18 protein-coding genes are annotated in these 18,188 nt (G+C 70.7%); 11 read left to right on the forward strand and 7 right to left on the reverse strand.

What is annotated here, in order from left to right:
- Positions 1-31 precede the first annotated feature (31 nt).
- Positions 32-562: a DUF3887 domain-containing protein gene (locus ACZ7PG_RS42950; protein WP_470244957.1), complete on the reverse strand. Its 531-nt coding sequence runs from the start codon at positions 560-562 to the stop codon at positions 32-34.
- A 278-nt stretch (positions 563-840) separates the two neighbouring features.
- Between ACZ7PG_RS42950 and ACZ7PG_RS42955 the strand changes: the two genes are divergently transcribed.
- The 4 genes from ACZ7PG_RS42955 (at position 841) to ACZ7PG_RS42970 (ending at position 4,018) form a co-directional block, all read left to right on the forward strand.
- Positions 841-2,127 (forward strand): O-acetylhomoserine aminocarboxypropyltransferase/cysteine synthase family protein, encoded by a 1,287-nt coding sequence (locus ACZ7PG_RS42955; protein ID WP_470244958.1) that lies wholly within the window; start codon positions 841-843, stop codon positions 2,125-2,127.
- Positions 2,124-2,600, forward strand: a complete 477-nt coding sequence (locus ACZ7PG_RS42960) for a CoA-binding protein (RefSeq protein ID WP_470244959.1) — start codon at positions 2,124-2,126, stop codon at positions 2,598-2,600. Before ACZ7PG_RS42955 ends, ACZ7PG_RS42960 begins: the two co-directional genes overlap by 4 nt.
- 37 nt (positions 2,601-2,637) lie before the next feature.
- Complete coding sequence (locus tag ACZ7PG_RS42965; RefSeq protein WP_470244960.1) at positions 2,638-3,393, forward strand: MBL fold metallo-hydrolase; 756 nt, start codon at positions 2,638-2,640, stop codon at positions 3,391-3,393.
- Positions 3,394-3,844: 451 nt separating this feature from the next.
- Positions 3,845-4,018, forward strand: a complete 174-nt coding sequence (locus ACZ7PG_RS42970; protein ID WP_196425520.1) for a hypothetical protein — start codon at positions 3,845-3,847, stop codon at positions 4,016-4,018.
- Between the two features lie 48 nt (positions 4,019-4,066).
- On the opposite strand, the gene alc is transcribed toward ACZ7PG_RS42970, so the two are convergent.
- Complete coding sequence (gene alc / locus ACZ7PG_RS42975; RefSeq protein WP_470244961.1) at positions 4,067-5,080, reverse strand: allantoicase; 1,014 nt, start codon at positions 5,078-5,080, stop codon at positions 4,067-4,069.
- A 1-nt stretch (position 5,081) separates the two neighbouring features.
- On the reverse strand, positions 5,082-6,410 hold the full coding sequence (gene allB / locus ACZ7PG_RS42980; RefSeq protein WP_470244962.1) for an allantoinase AllB: 1,329 nt from the start codon (positions 6,408-6,410) through the stop codon (positions 5,082-5,084).
- 131 nt (positions 6,411-6,541) lie between these two features.
- Here allB and ACZ7PG_RS42985 point away from each other — a divergent pair, with 131 nt between their 5' ends.
- From ACZ7PG_RS42985 to ACZ7PG_RS43010, 6 genes are all read left to right on the forward strand, one after another.
- On the forward strand, positions 6,542-7,048 hold the full coding sequence (locus ACZ7PG_RS42985) for a helix-turn-helix domain-containing protein (protein WP_470244963.1): 507 nt from the start codon (positions 6,542-6,544) through the stop codon (positions 7,046-7,048).
- 79 nt (positions 7,049-7,127) lie between these two features.
- Positions 7,128-7,607 (forward strand): 2-oxo-4-hydroxy-4-carboxy-5-ureidoimidazoline decarboxylase, encoded by a 480-nt coding sequence (gene uraD, locus ACZ7PG_RS42990; protein ID WP_470244964.1) that lies wholly within the window; start codon positions 7,128-7,130, stop codon positions 7,605-7,607.
- Positions 7,604-7,921 (forward strand): hydroxyisourate hydrolase, encoded by a 318-nt coding sequence (uraH, locus tag ACZ7PG_RS42995; RefSeq protein ID WP_470244965.1) that lies wholly within the window; start codon positions 7,604-7,606, stop codon positions 7,919-7,921. Before uraD ends, uraH begins: the two co-directional genes overlap by 4 nt.
- A 3-nt stretch (positions 7,922-7,924) precedes the next feature.
- On the forward strand, positions 7,925-8,806 hold the full coding sequence (gene pucL, locus ACZ7PG_RS43000; RefSeq protein ID WP_470244966.1) for a factor-independent urate hydroxylase: 882 nt from the start codon (positions 7,925-7,927) through the stop codon (positions 8,804-8,806).
- Between the two features lie 759 nt (positions 8,807-9,565).
- Positions 9,566-10,126, forward strand: coding sequence for a TetR/AcrR family transcriptional regulator (locus ACZ7PG_RS43005; RefSeq protein WP_470244967.1), 561 nt, complete (start codon positions 9,566-9,568; stop codon positions 10,124-10,126).
- A gap of 114 nt (positions 10,127-10,240) precedes the next feature.
- Entirely contained in the window at positions 10,241-11,815 is a 1,575-nt protein-coding gene (locus ACZ7PG_RS43010; protein ID WP_470244968.1) for a glycoside hydrolase family 27 protein, read from the forward strand.
- A gap of 1 nt (position 11,816) precedes the next feature.
- On the opposite strand, the gene pucD is transcribed toward ACZ7PG_RS43010, so the two are convergent.
- The 4 genes from pucD to ACZ7PG_RS43030 are packed head-to-tail and all read right to left on the reverse strand — an operon-like array spanning position 11,817 to position 16,727.
- Complete coding sequence (gene pucD / locus ACZ7PG_RS43015) at positions 11,817-14,072, reverse strand: xanthine dehydrogenase subunit D (protein ID WP_470244969.1); 2,256 nt, start codon at positions 14,070-14,072, stop codon at positions 11,817-11,819.
- Positions 14,069-15,409, reverse strand: a complete 1,341-nt coding sequence (locus ACZ7PG_RS43020; RefSeq protein ID WP_470244970.1) for an 8-oxoguanine deaminase — start codon at positions 15,407-15,409, stop codon at positions 14,069-14,071. Before ACZ7PG_RS43020 ends, pucD begins: the two co-directional genes overlap by 4 nt.
- A complete protein-coding gene (locus tag ACZ7PG_RS43025) occupies positions 15,406-15,873 on the reverse strand; it encodes a (2Fe-2S)-binding protein (RefSeq protein ID WP_470244971.1) in 468 nt (155 codons plus the stop codon). The genes ACZ7PG_RS43020 and ACZ7PG_RS43025 overlap by 4 nt, the downstream gene beginning before the upstream one ends.
- Positions 15,864-16,727 (reverse strand): FAD binding domain-containing protein, encoded by an 864-nt coding sequence (locus ACZ7PG_RS43030; RefSeq protein ID WP_470244972.1) that lies wholly within the window; start codon positions 16,725-16,727, stop codon positions 15,864-15,866. Before ACZ7PG_RS43030 ends, ACZ7PG_RS43025 begins: the two co-directional genes overlap by 10 nt.
- A gap of 143 nt (positions 16,728-16,870) precedes the next feature.
- Here ACZ7PG_RS43030 and ACZ7PG_RS43035 point away from each other — a divergent pair, with 143 nt between their 5' ends.
- Positions 16,871-18,187 (forward strand): PucR family transcriptional regulator ligand-binding domain-containing protein, encoded by a 1,317-nt coding sequence (locus ACZ7PG_RS43035; RefSeq protein ID WP_470244973.1) that lies wholly within the window; start codon positions 16,871-16,873, stop codon positions 18,185-18,187.
- Position 18,188: the final 1 nt, after the last annotated feature.

Raw genomic sequence — 18,188 nt, forward strand, 5'->3', positions numbered from 1 at the left:
TGTGCTTCCATCGTTCCCCCTTGATCACCGGCTACCCCTCGGGCGGCCGGATCCACAACCCGGCCACTCGGCCGTCCTCCCGGTAGGTCACCTGCACGGTCCGCTCGCCGGCCTCGAAGGCCAGCGGCATGTGGACGACCGTGTAGTCACCCGTGGACCGCGCATACGGCTCTCCCATCCGCTCGTACCGTCCGACCGACCCGGCCAGCTGGGCCCAGGCGAGCCGCAGCTCGTCCTCGCCGACCGCTGCCTGCATGCGGTCGTCGAAGTCCCGGCGCACCTCGTGCCACTGACAACTGACGAGCTCCGCCACGAGCCCTTCGGCGCGGTGGATCGCGTCGGGCGGGTTCAGCTCCACCATGGACACCCCCGTCGCCGGATCGACCGGCCGGCCGAACCGCTGGAAGGCGGCCTGCCGGCTGGTTCCCAGCAGATCGCCGATCTCTTGCCAGGTGTGCCCGGCCTCCCTGGCCGCTTCCACGGCCTCCCGCAACGTCGCCTCGGCGGCGCGAACTTTCCGCAACGCCTCGCCGACTTCGGCCAGTGGTCCGTGCTTCGGCACGCTGTCAAGAATGAATTGACGACCCGGGTTTGTCAAGTCACTCTTTACGTGTTCGCGCTGCCGGCGGGCGGCGCTCCGACAAGTGGCGTCACAGTACTGGCGATTTCGCCCTGATCCCTGGCGAGGTGGCAGCGGCTTGCCACACGCGGCGCATTTCATGCTTTCGAGTGTAGCGCACGGAATCCTATTACGTGCTACGCTCGGCGACACGAAATGGTCCCGCCCATCACCTGAGAGGCGTGGCCATCCGATGGGGAGGACGGTTACGGTGAGAACCGATGAGTGAACGCACCTGGGGCTTCCGGACCCGCGCACTGCACGCGGGCGGCACCCCCGATCCGGCGACCGGCGCGCGGGCCGTGCCGATCTACCAGACCACGAGCTTCGTCTTCGAGGACGCCGCCGACGCGGCGAACCTCTTCGCGCTGCAGAAGTACGGCAACATCTACAGCCGCATCGGAAACCCGACGGTGGCCGCGTTCGAGGAGCGGATCGCCAGCCTCGAGGGCGCCATCGGCGGTGTCGCCACTGCGAGCGGGCAGGCCGCGGAGTTCCTCACCTTCAGCGCGCTCACCGAGTCGGGCGACCACATCGTGTCGGCGAGCGGCCTCTACGGCGGCACGGTCACCCAGCTCACCGGCACGCTCAGGCGGTTCGGCGTGGAGACGACGTTCGTCAGCGGCGGGATCGACGACTACGCGGCCGCGATCACCGACCGGACCCGGCTGCTCTACACCGAGGTGATCGGCAACCCCGGCGGCGGCATCGCCGACCTCGCGGCACTGGCGGATCTCGCGCACTCGCACGACATCCCGCTGGTGGTGGACGCGACGCTGGCGACCCCGTACCTGTGCCGCCCGATCGAGCACGGCGCCGACATCGTGCTGCACTCGGCGACGAAGTTCCTCGGCGGTCACGGGACGACGCTCGGCGGGATCGTCGTCGAGTCCGGGAAGTTCGACTGGGGCAACGGGAAGTTCCCGCGGATGACCGAGACCGTAGAGAGCTATGGCGGCCTGCGGTACTGGGAGAACTTCGGGGAGTACGCGTTCTGCACGCGGCTGCGCGCCGAGCAGCTGCGGGACATCGGCGCGGTCCTGTCGCCCCACTCGGCTTTCCTGCTGTTGCAAGGGGTCGAGACGCTTCCGCAGCGGATGGACGCGCACGTGGCCAACGCCCTGGCAGTCGCCGAGTACCTCGAAGCGGACTCACGGGTGGCCTGGGTGTCGTACGCCGGGCTGCCTTCCCACCCGCAGCACGACCTGGCGAAGAAGTACCTGCCCGCCGGGCCGGGCGCGGTGTTCTCGTTCGGCATCGACGGCGGCCGGGCGGCCGGTGAGAAGTTCGTCGAATCGGTGGAGCTGCTGTCACACCTGGCAAACGTCGGGGACGCGCGGACGCTCGTGATCCACCCGGCGTCGACCACGCACGCGCAGCTGTCGGAGGACCAGCTCGCGGCCGCGGGTGTCGGGCCCGACCTGATCCGGCTATCGGTCGGCCTGGAAGACGTCGAGGACATCGTCTGGGACCTCGACCAGGCGCTGGGCAAGGCGGTGGCCGGGTGACGTACGCGGTGGGAGCGGTCGAGCGGCGCGCGATCCTCAACCGGACGAAGTCGGTGACGTTGGTGGGCGCGTCCGACAACCCGGCGCGGCCCAGCTACTTCGTGGCGACGTACCTGCTCTCGTCGACGCGCTACGAAGTCAACTTCGTGAACCCGCGGTTGGACACGCTGTTCGGGAAACCCGTGTATGCCTCGCTCAAGGACCTGCCGGAAGAACCGGATCTGGTCAGCGTGTTCCGGAAGCACGACGACCTGCCTCAGGTGGCCGAAGAGGTGATCGACGCCGGCGCGCGGACGCTGTGGCTGCAACTCGGGCTGTGGCACGAGCCGGTGGCCGAGCGGGCACGGGCGGCCGGGCTGGACGTCGTGATGAACCGGTGCGTGAAGATCGAACACGCGCGCTTCGCGGGCGGGCTCCATCTGGCGGGGTTCAACACCGGCGTAATCAGCTCCCGGAGGCAGTCGGCACCTTAGGGGAAGAGAACGTCCGTTCCCGCTGTTGGCCGGAGGTATGACCGAGAACCTGGGGATCACCCTGTCCGGGGGCCCGACCGCACTCCTGGAGCTGGGCGGGGTCCGGCTGCTCACCGACCCGACCTTCGACGCGCCCGGCGACCATCCGATCGGCGATCGCGTGCTCGTCAAGACCGAGGACTCGGTGCAGACCGAAGCCGCGGTCGGCGTGGTGGACGCCGTCCTGCTGTCCCACGACCAGCACCCCGACAACCTGGACGACCGCGGCCGTGCGTACCTGGGGACGGTGCCGCTGACGCTGATCACGCCCAGCGGGGCCGAGCGGCTGGGCGGGACCGCGCGAGGTCTGAAGCCGTGGGAGGAGACGCAGGTCGGACGGCTGACGGTCACCGCCGTCCCGGCATTGCACGGGCCGGAGGGCGCCGAGCCGACGACCGGCGAGGTCACCGGGTTCGTCCTGAGCGGCGACGGCCTGCCGACGGTGTACGTCAGCGGGGACAACGCGTCGGTCGAGCTGGTGCGGGAGATCGCGTCGCGGTTCCGCGTCGACATCGCGGTGCTGTTCGCGGGCGCCGCCCGGACGGCACTCTTCGACGGCGCTCCCCTGACGCTGACCAGCGCGAACGCCGTCGAGGCGGCAAAGGTGCTCGACGCGGCGAAGGTGGTGCCGTTGCACTTCCGCGGCTGGCAGCACTTCAGCGAAGGACCGGACACACTGCGAAAGGAGTTCGAGACGGCCGGCCTCACCGACCGGCTCGTCCTGCTCGAGCCCGGCGAGCGCGCGGAGATCTGACGTCGGCCCGGGAGCGCGGCGGACTCGACCGAGAGGACACCAGTCTGACGCCTGCCCACGAGCACGGGAGGGTTGGCCGCAGCTCGGGAGGCACCCGGAGGTGACACCGGCGGCGGGGAGAGCCGTCGTCGGTCCGGGCGGAGGCACCGCGGGAGGGACCGACATCAGCCGACGCAAGTCGCCACGGAAAGGCCGTGTGCCGGCCCGACGCAAGACACCTCGGATGGCGCTCGCCGCAGTCCCGATGCACGCCACCCCCGAAGCGGCCAAGCGCCAGTCCCAACGCAAGCCACCTCGGGCAGCGGCCAAGCGCCAGCCCCGACGCAAGGCACCCCGGCTGCAGCCCGCGACAGTCCCGACGCAACGTTCTGCGGGAGCGACCGGCGCCGGTCCCGACGTGTCCTCACCGGGCGCGCGGTGGGTGGACTCGCGCCCGTGAGAGGCTGGTCGCATGGCCAAACCGACCCCGCTGCAGTTCCGGAACATCCTCGTCGCCGTGCTGGCGGCGGCGGCCTTCGTCTGGAGCGTCGTGGCCGGGCTGGAGTGGTGGGTGAGCGCCATCATCGGCTGCGCCTGCGTCCTGTCGCTGGCCTCCGCCTACCTCAACCGGCCGAACGCCGGCTGATCGCGAGCCGCCGGCAACTGGGTGCCGAGGCCGACGGCTCGCGCCATGTCAGCGTGTCTTGGAGAAGCGGGCCTTTACGTTCGTCCGGCCCGCTTCGGTGAGCCGGCCGAACAGGCGCAGCCTGGCCAGCCCGCCGTCCGGGTAGATGTCCAGGCGGGCTTCCGTCACCTCCGGGCCGTCCTTCAGCGCGAACCGGTGGCGCGTGTCCGGCTGCAGGCGGGTCTTGGGCAACAACTTCACCCACTCGCCGTACGTGTCGCGGCCGCTGACCGATGCCCAGCCCGGGGCGTTGCCCTTGAGGTTGCTCGTGTCCAGCTCGGCGAACCGGACGATGCCCGCGCCGGCCAGGCGCAGCGTCAGCCAGTCGTTGCCGTCGTCGCGGCGGCGGGCCGTCTCCCAGCCCTCGGCCTGGTGGGCCGCCAGCCCCGGCGAGAGCACGTTGTTCGGCGACGAATAGAACTTGTTGCTGCAGCCCGTGACCAGGGCACCGTTCTCCAGGGCCGCGAGGTCGAGCGCGTCCAGATCGAGCAGCTCCGGGTCCGGGATCGGCGTGCCGTGCACGCGCAGGCGCGCCACTCCGCCGTCCGGGTGCTGGGTCAGCCGTACGTGCGTGTACCGGCGCGAACCCATGATCGCGTAGAAGTTCTCCGTGTGGCCGGCCGCCGGGGCGCGGTCGACCAGGACGTCCCAGTCCGCTGACGCCAGCTCCGACGCGCTGGGGTAGCCCGGCACCGACGCCGCCTCGACCGAGACGAACGGCGGGTAGTTGCCCTTGAAGAACGCCGTGTCGACGATGACGCCGGTGACCGTGCCGGCCAGGCCGAGGCGCACCACCGCCTGGTCGTCGCCCGGTTCGCGGTGGCGGCGGGTCTCCCAGCCGTCGTAGACCTGGCCCTTCGGGCCGAACGTCTCGGCGCGGTGCGCCGGCGTCCACGGGTTGACCAGGTTCTCCTTCTCGGCGAACAGCTCGTCGGTCGCCCACATCACCGTCCCGCCGAAACGGCGTGACGCGAGGTCGGGCAGTTCAGTCCACTCAGGACGGTCGGACAAGGCGGCCTCCACTTCAGCAGTCTCCCCGGGTCAGCAACGCGCCGAGGGGCTCGTCGCCGGTGATTTCGGTGCCCCGCAACCAGGTCGAACGCACGACGCCGGCGAGCGGCCGCCGGTCGTATGCGCTGACCGGGTTGCGGTGCTTCAGCTTCGCGACGTCGACCACGAACGCCTCCTCCGGCGCGAACACGCAGAAGTCCGCGTCGTAGCCCACCGCGAGGTGCCCCTTGCGGCGCATCCCGGCCTGCGCGGCCGTGCGTTCGGCCATCCAGTGGACGACGTCGGTGAGCGCGAACCCGCGTTGCCGCGCCTGCGTCCAGATCGCCGGCAGCCCCAGCTGCAGGCTGGAAATCCCGCCCCACGCGAGCCCGAAATCGCCGCTGTCGAAGCGTTTCAGCTCCGGCGTGCACGGCGAATGGTCGCTGACGATGGTGTCGATCACACCGTCGGCGAGCCCTCGCCAGAGCAGTTCGCGGTTGGCCGCCTCCCGGATCGGCGGGCAGCACTTGAACTGGGTCGCGCCGTCGCGGATCTCCTCGGCGATGAAGCTGAGGTAGTGCGGGCAGGTCTCGGCCGTCAGCGCCACCCCGTCGCGGCGCGCCGAAGCGACCAGCGGCAGGGCCTCCGCCGAGGACAGGTGCAGGATGTGCGCGCGGGCGTCGTTGCGGCGGGCCGCATCGATGACGTGCGTGATCGCGAGGTTCTCCGCCGCGCGCGGCCGGGACTGCAAGAAGTCGACATAGCGACCGCCGTGCGGCTCCGGCGCTTCGTCGATCTCGTGCGCGTCTTCGGCGTGGACGATCATCAGCGCGTCGAAGGAACTCAGCTCCCGCAACGCTTCGTCGAGCCCCGCCGGGTCGAGCGGCGGGAACTCGTCGACGCCCGAGTGCAGCAGGAAGCACTTGAAGCCGAACACCCCGGCGTCGTGCAGGCCGCGCAGATCGCCGGCGTTGCCCGGGATCGCGCCGCCCCAGAACCCGACGTCGACGTGCACGCGGCCGGTCGCCGCCTTGCGCTTGACCTCCAGCGCGGCGACGTCGACCGTCGGCGGCAGGCTGTTGAGCGGCATGTCCACGATCGTGGTCACCCCGCCCGCGGCGGCCGCGCGGGTCGCCGTCTCGAAGCCCTCCCACTCGGCGCGGCCGGGGTCGTTGACGTGGACGTGCGTGTCGACGAGTCCCGGCAGCAGCACGACGTCGTCGCCGAGGTCGAGCACGCGATCCCCGGACAGCGAAGCGCCGCCGGGTTCGACCGCGACGATCCGGCCGCCGTCGACCCCGAGGGTCGCCGGAACCTCGCCCTCGGCCGTCACGGCCCGGGCTGCGCGCACCACAAGATCCATCCGAAAACCCTTCTCCGGGAGGATTGAACCACCGCCGATTTCACAGTACGGAAAGACGGTTTCGCACAACGACAGTAACCACGGCGCGCGCCACTCGTCAACGACGGCAGCCGCGCGTTACGGTCATCCTCGTGCGGCTTGAAGCGGAGTTCACGACCGAACCGTTCCACGGCGAGGGTTCGCCACCCGAGCACGCCGTCGCCGCGCGCGACGCCGCCACGGAAGCGGGACTGGAGACCGACTTCGGGCCACTGGGGACGCTCGCCCGTGGCGAGGCGAAGGAGCTGCTCGGCGCGCTTCCGGCGATCGCGCGAGCCGCCCTCGACGGGGGCGCGACCCAGGTGACGCTGCAAGTGCGCCAGGCCGAGCCGGGGCGCGCCGAAGCGAGCGAAAAGCCCGCAGAAACGGCCGGCCCGGCCGTCGAACTGACCGACGCGCTGGCCCGGCTCATCGCCGACGTCGAGCGCGAAATGGGCGCCAAGCTGGGCGAGCTCGATCGCGCCGGCAAGCAGCGAGCCGTGCGCGTCCTGCGGGAACGCGGGGCCTTCGGGCTGCGGAAATCCGTCTCGTCGGTGGCCGACGCGCTCGGGGTCACGCGCTTCACCGTCTACAACTACCTCAACCGGGAAGCCGACTGACCAGGGCTTTCAACAAACTGTTGACGGAACTCCGGCGCCGACGTACGGTCAGCGGGACGCCACTCACGAGGAGTTCCCCGTGCCGCTCACCCTCACCGACTTCAACGCCGCCGGCGCCGACGATGTCCGTCCGGCGCTGACCGCCTGTCTCGCCGTCCCCCGATGGGTCGACGCGATTCTCGACCACCGGCCCTACGCGAGCCGGGACGCGCTGACCGTCGCCGCCGACCTGCCGTTGAGCAGCGACGAGATCCGGCAGGCCATGGCCGCCCATCCCCGGATCGGCGAAAAGCCGAAGCAGCAAGGGACCGAGGCCGACTGGTCGCGGTCCGAACAGTCCGGTGTGGACAATGCCGACGCGTTCGCCGCCGCGAATGCCCGGTACGAAGCCAAGTTCGGGCACGTCTATCTCGTCTGCGCCAGTGGCCGCAGCGGGGAAGAACTGTTGAAGATCCTCGAAAGCCGGCTCGACAACGACCCGGCGACCGAACTGGCCGTCGCCGGGCGGGAACTGTTGAAGATCGCCGAACTCCGACTCGCGAAAGCGGTGACCGCGTGAGCCTCGTGACCACCCACGTCCTCGACACGGCGACCGGACGTCCCGCGAAGGGGATCGCCGTCCGGTTCGAAACCGCCGACGGAAAGCCGATCGCCGACGGACGCACCGACGACGACGGCCGCGTCCGCGACCTCGGCCCCGAAACCCTGGACCCCGGCTCTTACCGGCTGGTCTTCGACACCGGCGCCTACCTGGGCCCGGACGCCTTCTTCCCGGAGGTGGCGTTCACCTTCCGGATCTCCGACGGCACGTCGCACCACCACGTGCCGCTCCTGCTCAGCCCGTTCGCCTATTCGACCTACCGAGGGAGCTGAACCGTGGCCATCACCCTGGGCCCCAACCAGTACGGCAAGGCGGAGGTCCGCCTGGTGACGGTGCGCCGCGACGGCCCCGTGCACCACCTGAAGGACCTCACCGTGTCGACGTCGCTGCGTGGCGAGCTCGCCGCGACGCACCTCACCGGCGACAACGCGGGCGTGCTCGCGACCGACACGCAGAAGAACACCGTGTACGCCTTCGCGAAGGAGGCGCCGGTCGGCGAGATCGAGGACTTCGCGCTGCGCCTGGCGCGGCACTTCACCGGCACGCAGGGGAACATCACCGGCGCCCGGGTCAAGGTCGACGAGCACGGCTGGGACCGGATCGCCGTCGGCGGCGAGCCGCACGATCACGCGTTCAGCCGCTCGGGCGACGAACGACGCACGACGGCGGTGACGATCCGGGACGGCCACGAGTGGGTCGTGTCCGGCATCGACGGCCTGACGCTGCTCAAGTCCACGGGTTCGGAGTTCCACGGTTTCCCGCGCGACCAGTACACGACGCTCGCCGAGACCGGCGACCGGATTCTCGCCACGGCCGTCACGGCGAAGTGGCGTTACCAGGGCGAAGACATCGACTGGGCGGAGAGCCACCGCGAGATCCGCCGGCTGATGCTGGAGACTTTCGCGACGAAGCACAGCCTTTCGCTGCAGCAGACGCTGTACGCGATGGGTTCGGCGGTGCTGGAGGCGCGGCCGGAGGTGGCGGAGGTGCGGCTGTCGCTGCCGAACAAGCACCACTTCCTGGTCGACTTGAGCCCGTTCGGGCTGAAGAACGACAACGAGGTGTTCTACGCGGCGGACCGGCCATACGGGCTGATCGAGGGCACGATCCTGCGCGACGACGCCGAGGACCCGGGCCCGGCCTGGGACATCCAGTAGCGGGGGCTCCAGCCGCCCTCTTCAGCGGGTCCCGGCAAAGTCTCCGGACGAGGCTCGCCCCTCGGCGAGGATCGTGTCCGGCAGCTCCAGCTTCTCCGAGCCACCACCGGCGAGCAGATGACAGCTTGGGCGAGGTCGCGAATGGCTCGTTGGGGACACCGGAGGTTCCAACGAGCCATTCGGGACACCACGTTCCACAAGTCGCCGCGTCAGCGCAGAGGTGGCAGCGCCCGGGGATCGGCGGCCCGAACGTCATGAACGATTCTTTCGTGGCACAGGGCGAGGTGAACGGGTCGTTCATGGCATCGCGACTACTCTGTCCAGCCGCGCAAACCTGACTTTGCCGGAATTTGGGCCCTGCCTGGGACAACCAGTAGCAGGCTCCAGCCGCCCCGCCCACTCCGGCAGAGGCTCGCGCCACGACCGGCAAGCAGGGCGGGCAGCTCGGGCGAGACGGACGGGCTGTTCACAACATTGCGACTGCTCTGGCCGACCGCTCACACCTGACCTTTGCCGAGACCCGGGCCCGGCCGGGGACATCCAGCAGTCGGGGCCCAGCCGCCCCCAACGCAGCCCCCGCCCTCTCCGGGGGACCGGCCCCGCATCCAGTGTATCGGGGGCCGCCGACGGGACCCGGGGAAACGGCTCTCCGGCGCCGGCTTGTCCACATCACCGCGGGGTTGTGGACAAGCCGGACTCGGTAGAACGCTCTAATCACCGCGTATCCTTGATCCTGTGGCAGGGACCAAAGAACGCATCATGGCCGCCGGGGCCGAGTTGTTTCGGCGTAATGGCTACAGCGGTACCGGGCTCAAGCAGATCGTCGCCGAGGCGAATGCTCCCTTCGGGTCGCTCTACCACTTCTTTCCCGGTGGGAAAGAGCAGCTCGGGCAGGAGGTCATCCGGACCTCCGGGCTCGCCTACATCCAGCTCTTCGACCTCTTCATCGCGCCCGCGCCCGACCTCGTCAGCGGGGTCGAGGCCTTCTTCGCCGCCGGGATCGCGACGCTCGAAGCCACCGACTACGTCGAGGGCTGCCCGATCGCTACCGTCGCCCTCGAGGTTGCCAGTACCAACGAGCCGCTGCGGGAAGCCACCGCTGATGTCTTCACCGCCTGGATCGACGCCGGGACCGAAAAGTTCGCGAAGTTCGGGCTCAGCCAAGAGGCCGCCCGGACGCTCACCATCACCGCCGTCAACAACCTCGAAGGCGCCTTCGTCCTCTGCCGCTCGCTGCGGGACACCGAGGCCATGGCCGTCGCGGGGGCGGCGACCGTCGATGTCGCGCGGCGACTGCTTCAAGAAAGCACGCAACTTTAGTCGGGAATCCAACAAGAATACTCAACATGGCGCTTGACCACCCAGCATCGGACATCGAAGCTACGGAGTGGTCTAGTCCTCCTGCCTCAACACCGTCGTTCGGTTGGAGCCGCCATGCGCCGTGTCCTCGCCGTCCTCGCCACCGCCCTCGCGGCGGCAACCCTCGTCAGCACACCCGCCCACGCCCTCGAAAACGGGCTCGCCCGAACACCGCCCATGGGGTGGAACACCTGGAACACCTTCGAGTGCGACATCAACGAGACGCTGGTCAAGCAGACCACCGACCTCATGGTCAGCTCCGGGATGCGCGACCGCGGCTACACCTACGTCAACCTCGACGACTGCTGGATGACCCGCACCCGCGACGCCGCCGGCAACCTCGTCGCCGATTCCGCGAAGTTCCCCAGCGGCCTCAAGGCGCTCGGTGACTACATCCACGCGCGCGGGATGAAGTTCGGGATCTACGAGAGCGCCGGCAGCGAAACCTGCCAGCACTACCCCGGCAGCCTCGGCCACGAGCAGGCCGACGCGAACAGCTTCGCGAGCTGGGGCGTCGACTACCTCAAGTACGACAACTGCGGCAGCCCCGGCGGCGAAACCCAGCAGGACTACGTCCGCCGGTACTCCGCGATGCGGGACGCGCTCAAGGCCACCGGCCGCCCGATCGCCTACAGCATCTGCGAATGGGGCAACTTCTCCCCGTCGACCTGGGCGCCGGACGTCGGCAACCTGTGGCGCACCACCGGGGACATCACCAACAACTGGGGCAGCATCGACTCGATCTACCGCCAGAACGTCGGGCTCGCCTCCGCCGCGAAGCCCGGCGCCTGGAACGACCCCGACATGCTCGAGGTCGGCGACGGTATGGACTTCCAGGAAGACCGCGCCCACTTCACGCTCTGGGCCGCGATGGCCGCGCCGCTGATCGCGGGCGCCGACCTCCGCAGCGCCAGCGTCGCCACCTTCTCGACCTACCTCAACGCCGACGTCATCGCCGTCGACCAGGACCCGCTCGGCAAGCAGGCCACGCGCATCTCGTCGTCCGGCGGCCTGGACGTGCTCAAGAAGCCGCTCCAGAACGGTGACGTCGCCGTCGTGCTGTTCAACGAAAACGGGACCACGAAAACCGTCTCGACGACAGCCGCCGCGGCCGGGCTGCCCAGCGCGTCGAACTACCGGCTGACCAACCTGTGGTCGAAGGAGCAGACCACGAGCACCGGCGCGATCAACGCGAACGTCCCGTCGCACGGCACCGTCATCTACCGCGTCAAGGCCAATGCCAGCGGCAGCAGTACCGCCCAGCCGCTGCAGGGCGCGTCATCCTCACGCTGCATCGACATCAACGGCAACGTCACCACGCCCGGCACCAAGGTCGACATCTGGGACTGCGACGGCGGCGCCAACCAGTCCTGGACGTTCACCAGCGCCGGCGAGCTGAAGGCCAACGGCCTCTGCCTCGACGCCAACGAAGGCGGCACCGCGGCCGGGACCAAGCTCATCGTCTGGACCTGTCACGGCGGCGCGAACCAGCAGTTCAAGCTCAACCCCGACGGCTCGATCACGGGCACCCAGACCGGCCTGTGCGTCGACGTCACCGGCGGCGACAAGCCCGCCGGCAACGTCAACGGCGTCCAGCTCGAGCTCTGGGGCTGCAACGACGACGCGAACCAGAACTGGACGCTGAAGTAGTTCAGGTCCCTGTGAGGTGCTCCGGCCGGACCGGGACGCGCGGGAGCGCGAGCCCGGTCGCGGCGCGGATCGCCGCCACGATCGCCGGGGTCGACGAGATCGTCGGCGGCTCCCCCACCCCGCGCAGGCCGTACGGCGCGTGCGGGTCCGGGCGCTCCAGGACGTCGATGCTCATCGGCGGCATGTCCAGGACCGTCGGGATCAGGTAGTCGGTGAAGGAGGGGTTCCGGATCTTCCCGCCGGAGGTCTGGATCTCCTCCATCACCGCGAGCCCGAGCCCCTGCGCCGACCCGCCCTGGATCTGGCCCAGCACAGCTTGGGGGTTCAGCGCCTTGCCGACGTCCTGGGCGCAGTCCAGTGCGACCACCTTGACCAGGCCCAGCTCGGTGTCGACGTCGACGACCGCCCGGTGCGCGGCGAACGCGTACTGCACGTGCGCGGTGCCCTGCCCGGTCTCCGGGTCCAACGAAGAAGTGGGCCGGTGCCGCCACTCGATCGTCTCGTCGTAGACGTCGTCGCCGAGGACGTCCACCAGGTCGGCGAGCACCTGGCCGTCGGCCGCGACGAGCTTGCCGCCGACGACGCGGACCCGCTGGTCGAACCGGGAAAGCAGCCGCGCCCGCACCGCCACGCACGCGGCCTGGACCGCGCCGCCGGTGACATAGGTCTGGCGGGACGCCGACGTCGAGCCGCCGTTGCCGATCGAGGTGTCCATCGGCAGGACCGTCACCTGCTCGACGCCCAGCTCGGTCCGGACGATCTGCTGCATGATCGTCACCAGGCCCTGGCCGACCTCGCAGGCCGCGGTGTGCACGGTCGCGGCCGGCTCGCCGCCGACCACCTGCAGGCGCACCCGGGCCGTCGAGTAGTCGTCGAAGCCCTCGGAGAAGCAGACGTTCTTGATCCCGACGGCGTACCCGACGCCGCGGACGACGCCTTCGCCGTGCGTCGTGTTCGAGACGCCGCCCGGCATGTGCCGCAGGTCGAACGGCCGTTCCGGGGGCATCGGCTTGTCCCGGACCAGACCCAGCAGCTCCGCGACGGGCGCGGCGGAGTCGACGACCTGGCCGGTCGGCATCAGGTCGCCTTCGCTCATGGCGTTGCGGACGCGGATCTCGACCGGGTCGAGGCCGCAGGCGGCCGCGAGCTTGTCCATCTGCGACTCGTAGCCGAACGCCGCCTGCACCGCGCCGAACCCGCGCATCGCGCCGCACGGCGGGTTGTTCGTGTACGTGCCCCAGCAGTCGACCGACGCACTGTCCACTTTGTACGGTCCGACGCCCAAAGTAGCCGCGTTCGCGACGACCGCGCCCGTCGAGGACGCGTACGCGCCGCCGTCGAGGTACAGGCGCGTACGCACGTACACGAGACGCCCGTCGTGAGTGGCGCCGTGCTCGTAGTACATCTTCGCCGGGTGGCGGTGGACGTGACCGTAGAAGGACTCTTCGCGGTTGTAGACCATCTTCACCGGCTTGCCGGTGTGCAGCGCGAGGAGACACGCGTGGACCTGCATCGACAGGTCCTCGCGGCCGCCGAACGCGCCGCCGACGCCGCCGAGCGTCAGCCGCACCTTCTCGACCGGCAGGCCCAGCGCGGCGACGATCTGCTGCTGGTCGACGTGCAGCCACTGCGTCGCGACGTACAGGTCGACGCCGCCTTCGGTGTCCGGCACGGCCAGCCCCGACTCCGGGCCGAGGAACGCCTGGTCCTGCATGCCGACCTCGTAGACGCCCGAGACGACGACGTCGGCCGAGACGTCCTGAGCGCCGTGGCGGATCTTCACGTGCCGCACGACGTTGCCGCCGTCGTGGAGCGAAGGCCCTTCGCCCGCGACGGCGGCTTCGGAGTCCGTCACCGGCGAAAGCTCTTCGTAGGAAACGACGATCCGCTTCATCGCGCGGCGCGCGGTCTCCGGGTGGTCGGCGGCGACCAGCGCGACCGGTTCTCCCTGGTAGCGCACGACTTCGGACGCGAGCACCGGCTGGTCGGAGTGCTCCAGCCCGTAGCGGTTCACGCCGGGGACGTCCTCGTGCGTCAGCACCGCGTACACGCCGGGCACGGTCAGGGCTTCGGTGATGTCGATCGCCGTGATCCGCGCGTACGGGTGCGGGCTGCGCAGGGTCACGCCCCACACCATGTCCTCGTGCCACAGGTCGGAGGAGTACGCGAACTCGCCGCGGACCTTGACGATGCCGTCGGGGCGCTGCGGCGACGTGCCGATGCCGTCGACCGTCTGCGTGCCGACCGTGGTGGTCATCGGTCCTCCCTCAGCCGGGCGCTCGCGGCCGCCAGCTCGCGGGCGATGGCGGACTCGTCGGCTTCGCGCAGCGTGCCGTCCTCGACGACGGCCTTGCCGCCGACGAACAGCCGGCGCACCGGCGGCGTGGTGCCGAGCACCAGCGCCGCGACCGGATCGGTGATCCCGGCGTAGTTCAGGCCGGTCAGGTCCCAGACGGCGAGGTCGGCGAGCTTCCCGGGTTCGATCGACCCGAGGTCGCCGGACCGGCCCAGGCAGCGGGCGCCACCCATGGTGCCCATCCACAACGCTTCGCGCGTGGTCAGCCCGCGCGGTCCGCCGCGCTGGCGGGCCTGCAGCAACGCCTGGTGCAGCTCTTCGCCGAGACCGCCGGACTCGTTGGACGCGGCCCCGTCGGCGCCGAGGCCGACCGGGACGCCGGCGTCGAGCAGGTCGCGGACCGGGGCGATGCCGGCGCCGATGCGGCCGTTCGACGTCGGGCAGTGCGCCGAGCCGGTGCCGGTGGCGCCGAAGCGGCGGATCGCGTCGGGCGCGAGGTGGATCGTGTGCGCGAGCCAGACGTCGTCGGCGAGCCAGCCGAGCTTGTCGGCGTACTCGGCGGGCGTGCAGCCGACCTCGGCGAGGCACTGCTTCTCCTCGTCGACGGTCTCGGCGAGGTGCGTGTGCAGGCGGACACCCTTGCGGCGAGCCAGCTCGGCCGCGCCGGACATCAGCCGCTCGGTGACCGAGAACGGCGAGCACGGGCCCACGGCGATCTGCAGGTGCGCTTCCGGAGCGGCGTCGTGGAAGCGGGCGATCGCCGCTTCGGTGCCGGTCAGCGCCTCCTCGGTCGCCTCGACGAGGTTGTCCGGCGGCAGCCCGCCGTCGGACTCGCCGCGGTCCATCGACCCGCGCACGACGTGCAGCCGGACGCCGATCCGCTGCCGCGCCGAGGCCAGCGCCGCGACCTGGTCGCCGCCGTCGCGCGGGAAGACGTAGTGGTGGTCGGCGACGGTCGTGCAGCCGGTCAGGGCGAGCCGGGCCATCCCGGCCGTGCCCGCGGCGTGCGTGATCTCCGCGTCGAGCCGGCCCCAGACGGGGTAGAGCGCGACCAGCCACTCGAAGAGCGTGTGGTCGGCGGCCATCCCGCGGGTCGCCCACTGGTAGAGGTGGTGGTGGGTGTTGATCAGGCCGGGCGTGACCAGGCAGCCCGACGCGTCGACGCGCTCGTCGAACTCACCGGTGTAGACGCCTTCGCCGACTTCGGCGATGCGGTCGTTGTCGATGACGACGTGGCCGGAGGCGTACTCGGGGCCGCTGACGGTGGCGATCGCGGCGTTCGCGATGAGGGTCTTCACGCGACACCACCTTTCGCCACCGCGCGCACGGCGTCGAGGATCTTTTCGTAACCGGTGCAGCGGCACAGGTTGCCGGCCAGGGCTTCGCGGATCTCCTCGTCGGACGGATCGGGCACCCGGTTCAGCAGGTCGTGCGCGGCGACGACCAGGCCCGGCGTGCAGAACCCGCACTGGACCGCGCCGGCCTCCACAAAGGACTGCTGGACGGGGTCGAGCCGGTCGCCGTCGGCCAGTCCCTCGACCGTGCGCACCACGCGGCCCTCGGCCTGTCCGGCCGCGACCAGGCAGGCGCAGACCGGGACTTCGTCGAGGTAGACCGTGCAGGAACCGCATTCGCCCTGCTCACAGGCGTTCTTCGAGCCCGGCAGGCCGAGCCGCTCACGCAGGACGTAGAGCAGGCTTTCGCCCTCCCAGACGTCGTCCGCCTGCCGTTGCTCGCCGTTGATCCTGACATTCAGGCGCATGCGCGCTCCCCCGTCCGGTGTTCTTCCCAAGCCCACGTCAGCGTCCGTCGCGCGAGAACCCCCAGCGCGTGTTTCCGATACGCGGCGCTGCCCCGGACGTCGTCGATCGGCGACGTCGCTTCGGCCACCAGCTCGCCGAAGCGGCGCTTCAGGGAGTCCGCCAACGCGTCGGACGAGCCCCACGGTAGCTCCGCGGCGAGAAACTGCTCGGCTGCTTTCGCCCGGCGCGGAGTGGGTGCGGCGGACCCGATGGCCGCGCCGACCTCGCCGTTCCGCAGGGCGAGTGCGAACGAGCAGACCGCGATGACCATGGCGTTGCGCGTCCCGACCTTGGCGAACTGCTGCGGTCCGGCGTGCGCGGGCAGGTGGACGGCGGTGATCAGCTCGTCCGGGGCGAGGGCGTGGCGTTTCACGCCGACGTAGAACTCCTCCGCGCGGAGGAGCCGGGTCCCCCGGACGGAGGCCACCTCGATCCGGGCGTCGAGGACCAGCAGCACGGGGTGGGTGTCGCCGGCCGGGGACGCCGCGCCGAGGTTGCCGCCGACCGTGCCGCGGTTGCGGATCTGCGGCGAGCCGACCGTGCGCGACGCCATGGCCAGCGCCGGGACGGAATCACCCAGTTCAGCGATGACGCGGGTGTACGGGACGCCGGCGCCGAGGCGCACCGTCCCGTCCGATGTGGACCACTCCGTCAGCTCGCCGACCGTGGTCAGGTCCAGCAGGGCGTCCGGGCGCCGGTGGTCGAAGTTCAGCTCGACCATGACGTCGGTGCCGCCGGCGATCGGCACGGCGTCGGGCCGCTCGGCCTTGAGGGCCAGGGCCTCGGCGAGCGTCGCGGGACGCAGGAACTCCACTGTTTCTCCTTGAAAGAAGTGCTCCTTCGCCGGATGAAGGGCGATAGACCAGTAGACGCCGGACCGGGGGTGGGCGGCAACGGCACCGACCATGAAACGCACAGGAGCGAAACATAGGTCGTTTGTGCTTTCCTACAAGCCTCATGACGACCGTGAAAACTCTGCTCGGCCTGCCGGGGCTGCGGCTGCGCCCGCTGGCCGGGGCCGACCTGCTCGACCGGCCGGTGACGCGCATCTACGTCACGGAGCTGCCCGACCCCGGACGGTACCTGTCGGCGGGCGAGCTGGTGCTGTCCGGCCTGCTCTGGTGGCGGCGCCCGGGTGACGCCGAGCCGTTCGTGGCCGCGCTGGCCCGGGCGGGCGCGGCGGCGCTGGCCGCGTCCGGCGCCGACTCCGGCGGCATCCCCGGCGACGTCGTCGAGGCCTGCGAACGGCACCGGATCCCGTTGCTGGAAGTGCCCACCGACCTGTCGTTTTCGGTGATCACCGAGCAGGTGGTGCTGGCGCTCGCGGCCGCGTCCGAAAGCGCGCGCAAACGTTTGCAGGCCGCCGCGGACGCCCCGGTCGAGACGCTGCTGGAGCGGGCGTCGGCGGAGCTCGGGCTGCCGTGCTGGGTGCTGTCGGGGCTCGGCCGGGTGATCGCCGGCGCGGCTCCGCTGCCGGTGCCGGCCCCCGACGTCGTCCGCCGGTACGCGGCCAAGGAGTCCGGGTCGCTGACCGTGGTGCCGGTCGAGGGACGGCACGCCGTGCCGTGGCTGATCGCCGTCGGCGGGCCGTTGAGCACCGCGCAGGCGGAGCTGGCCGAAGAGCTTTCCGGGCTCGTGGGGGTCACCCGGGCGCGGATGGCCGACCCGGACGCCGAGCTGCCCGGCGAAGCGCGCGTCGTCGCGTTGCGGACCGAAGGCAGCGACGAAAGCCGGGACGTCCTGCGGGAGCTGCTGCCGGACGGGCTCCTGCTCGAGTCCACAGGGGACACTTCCTTCGCGGCGACCACGCTGTCGCCGGACGCGAGCGCACTGTCCACTGTGGCGCCGCTGCTGCGGGCGAAGCAGATCTTCTGCGGGGTGAGCGATCCCGCGCCGCGGACCGAGGCCTTCGCGGCCGCGCGGTACGCGGTGGCGGTCGCGGTGCGGCGGCGGGCCACGCTGGTCGCCGCCGGCGAGGTGACCGCGCACGAACTGCTGCTGGCCGGCGCCCCGGACGGGCTGCGCGCGGCCGTGCGGCGGCGGGTGCTGGGGCCGCTGCTGGACTACGACGCCGAGCAGCATTCGGACCTGGTGCACACGGTCCGGGTGTTCCTCGAGTGTTCGAGCTCGCCGACGCGCGCGGCGAAGGCGTTGCACGTCCACGTGAACACCTTGCGCTACCGCATCGGCCGGGCCGGCGAGCTGCTCGGCGCGGACCTGACGGAGTTCACCGACCAGCTCGACGTCTACCTCGCGCTGAGCATGGAGGAGTGAA

The organism is Amycolatopsis sp. NPDC114504 (genome assembly GCF_055633595.1).

Coding starts and splice junctions, on each gene's coding strand:
- ACZ7PG_RS43025 (WP_470244971.1), bottom strand. CDS start 15,873: ATGCGCCTGAATGTCAGGATCAACGGCGAGCAACGGCAGGCGGACGAC.
- ACZ7PG_RS42965 (WP_470244960.1), top strand. CDS start 2,638: ATGACCGAGAACCTGGGGATCACCCTGTCCGGGGGCCCGACCGCACTC.
- ACZ7PG_RS43035 (WP_470244973.1), top strand. CDS start 16,871: ATGACGACCGTGAAAACTCTGCTCGGCCTGCCGGGGCTGCGGCTGCGC.
- pucD (WP_470244969.1), bottom strand. CDS start 14,072: ATGACCACCACGGTCGGCACGCAGACGGTCGACGGCATCGGCACGTCG.
- ACZ7PG_RS43010 (WP_470244968.1), top strand. CDS start 10,241: ATGCGCCGTGTCCTCGCCGTCCTCGCCACCGCCCTCGCGGCGGCAACC.
- ACZ7PG_RS43005 (WP_470244967.1), top strand. CDS start 9,566: ATGGCCGCCGGGGCCGAGTTGTTTCGGCGTAATGGCTACAGCGGTACC.
- allB (WP_470244962.1), bottom strand. CDS start 6,410: ATGGATCTTGTGGTGCGCGCAGCCCGGGCCGTGACGGCCGAGGGCGAG.
- ACZ7PG_RS42970 (WP_196425520.1), top strand. CDS start 3,845: ATGGCCAAACCGACCCCGCTGCAGTTCCGGAACATCCTCGTCGCCGTG.
- ACZ7PG_RS42955 (WP_470244958.1), top strand. CDS start 841: ATGAGTGAACGCACCTGGGGCTTCCGGACCCGCGCACTGCACGCGGGC.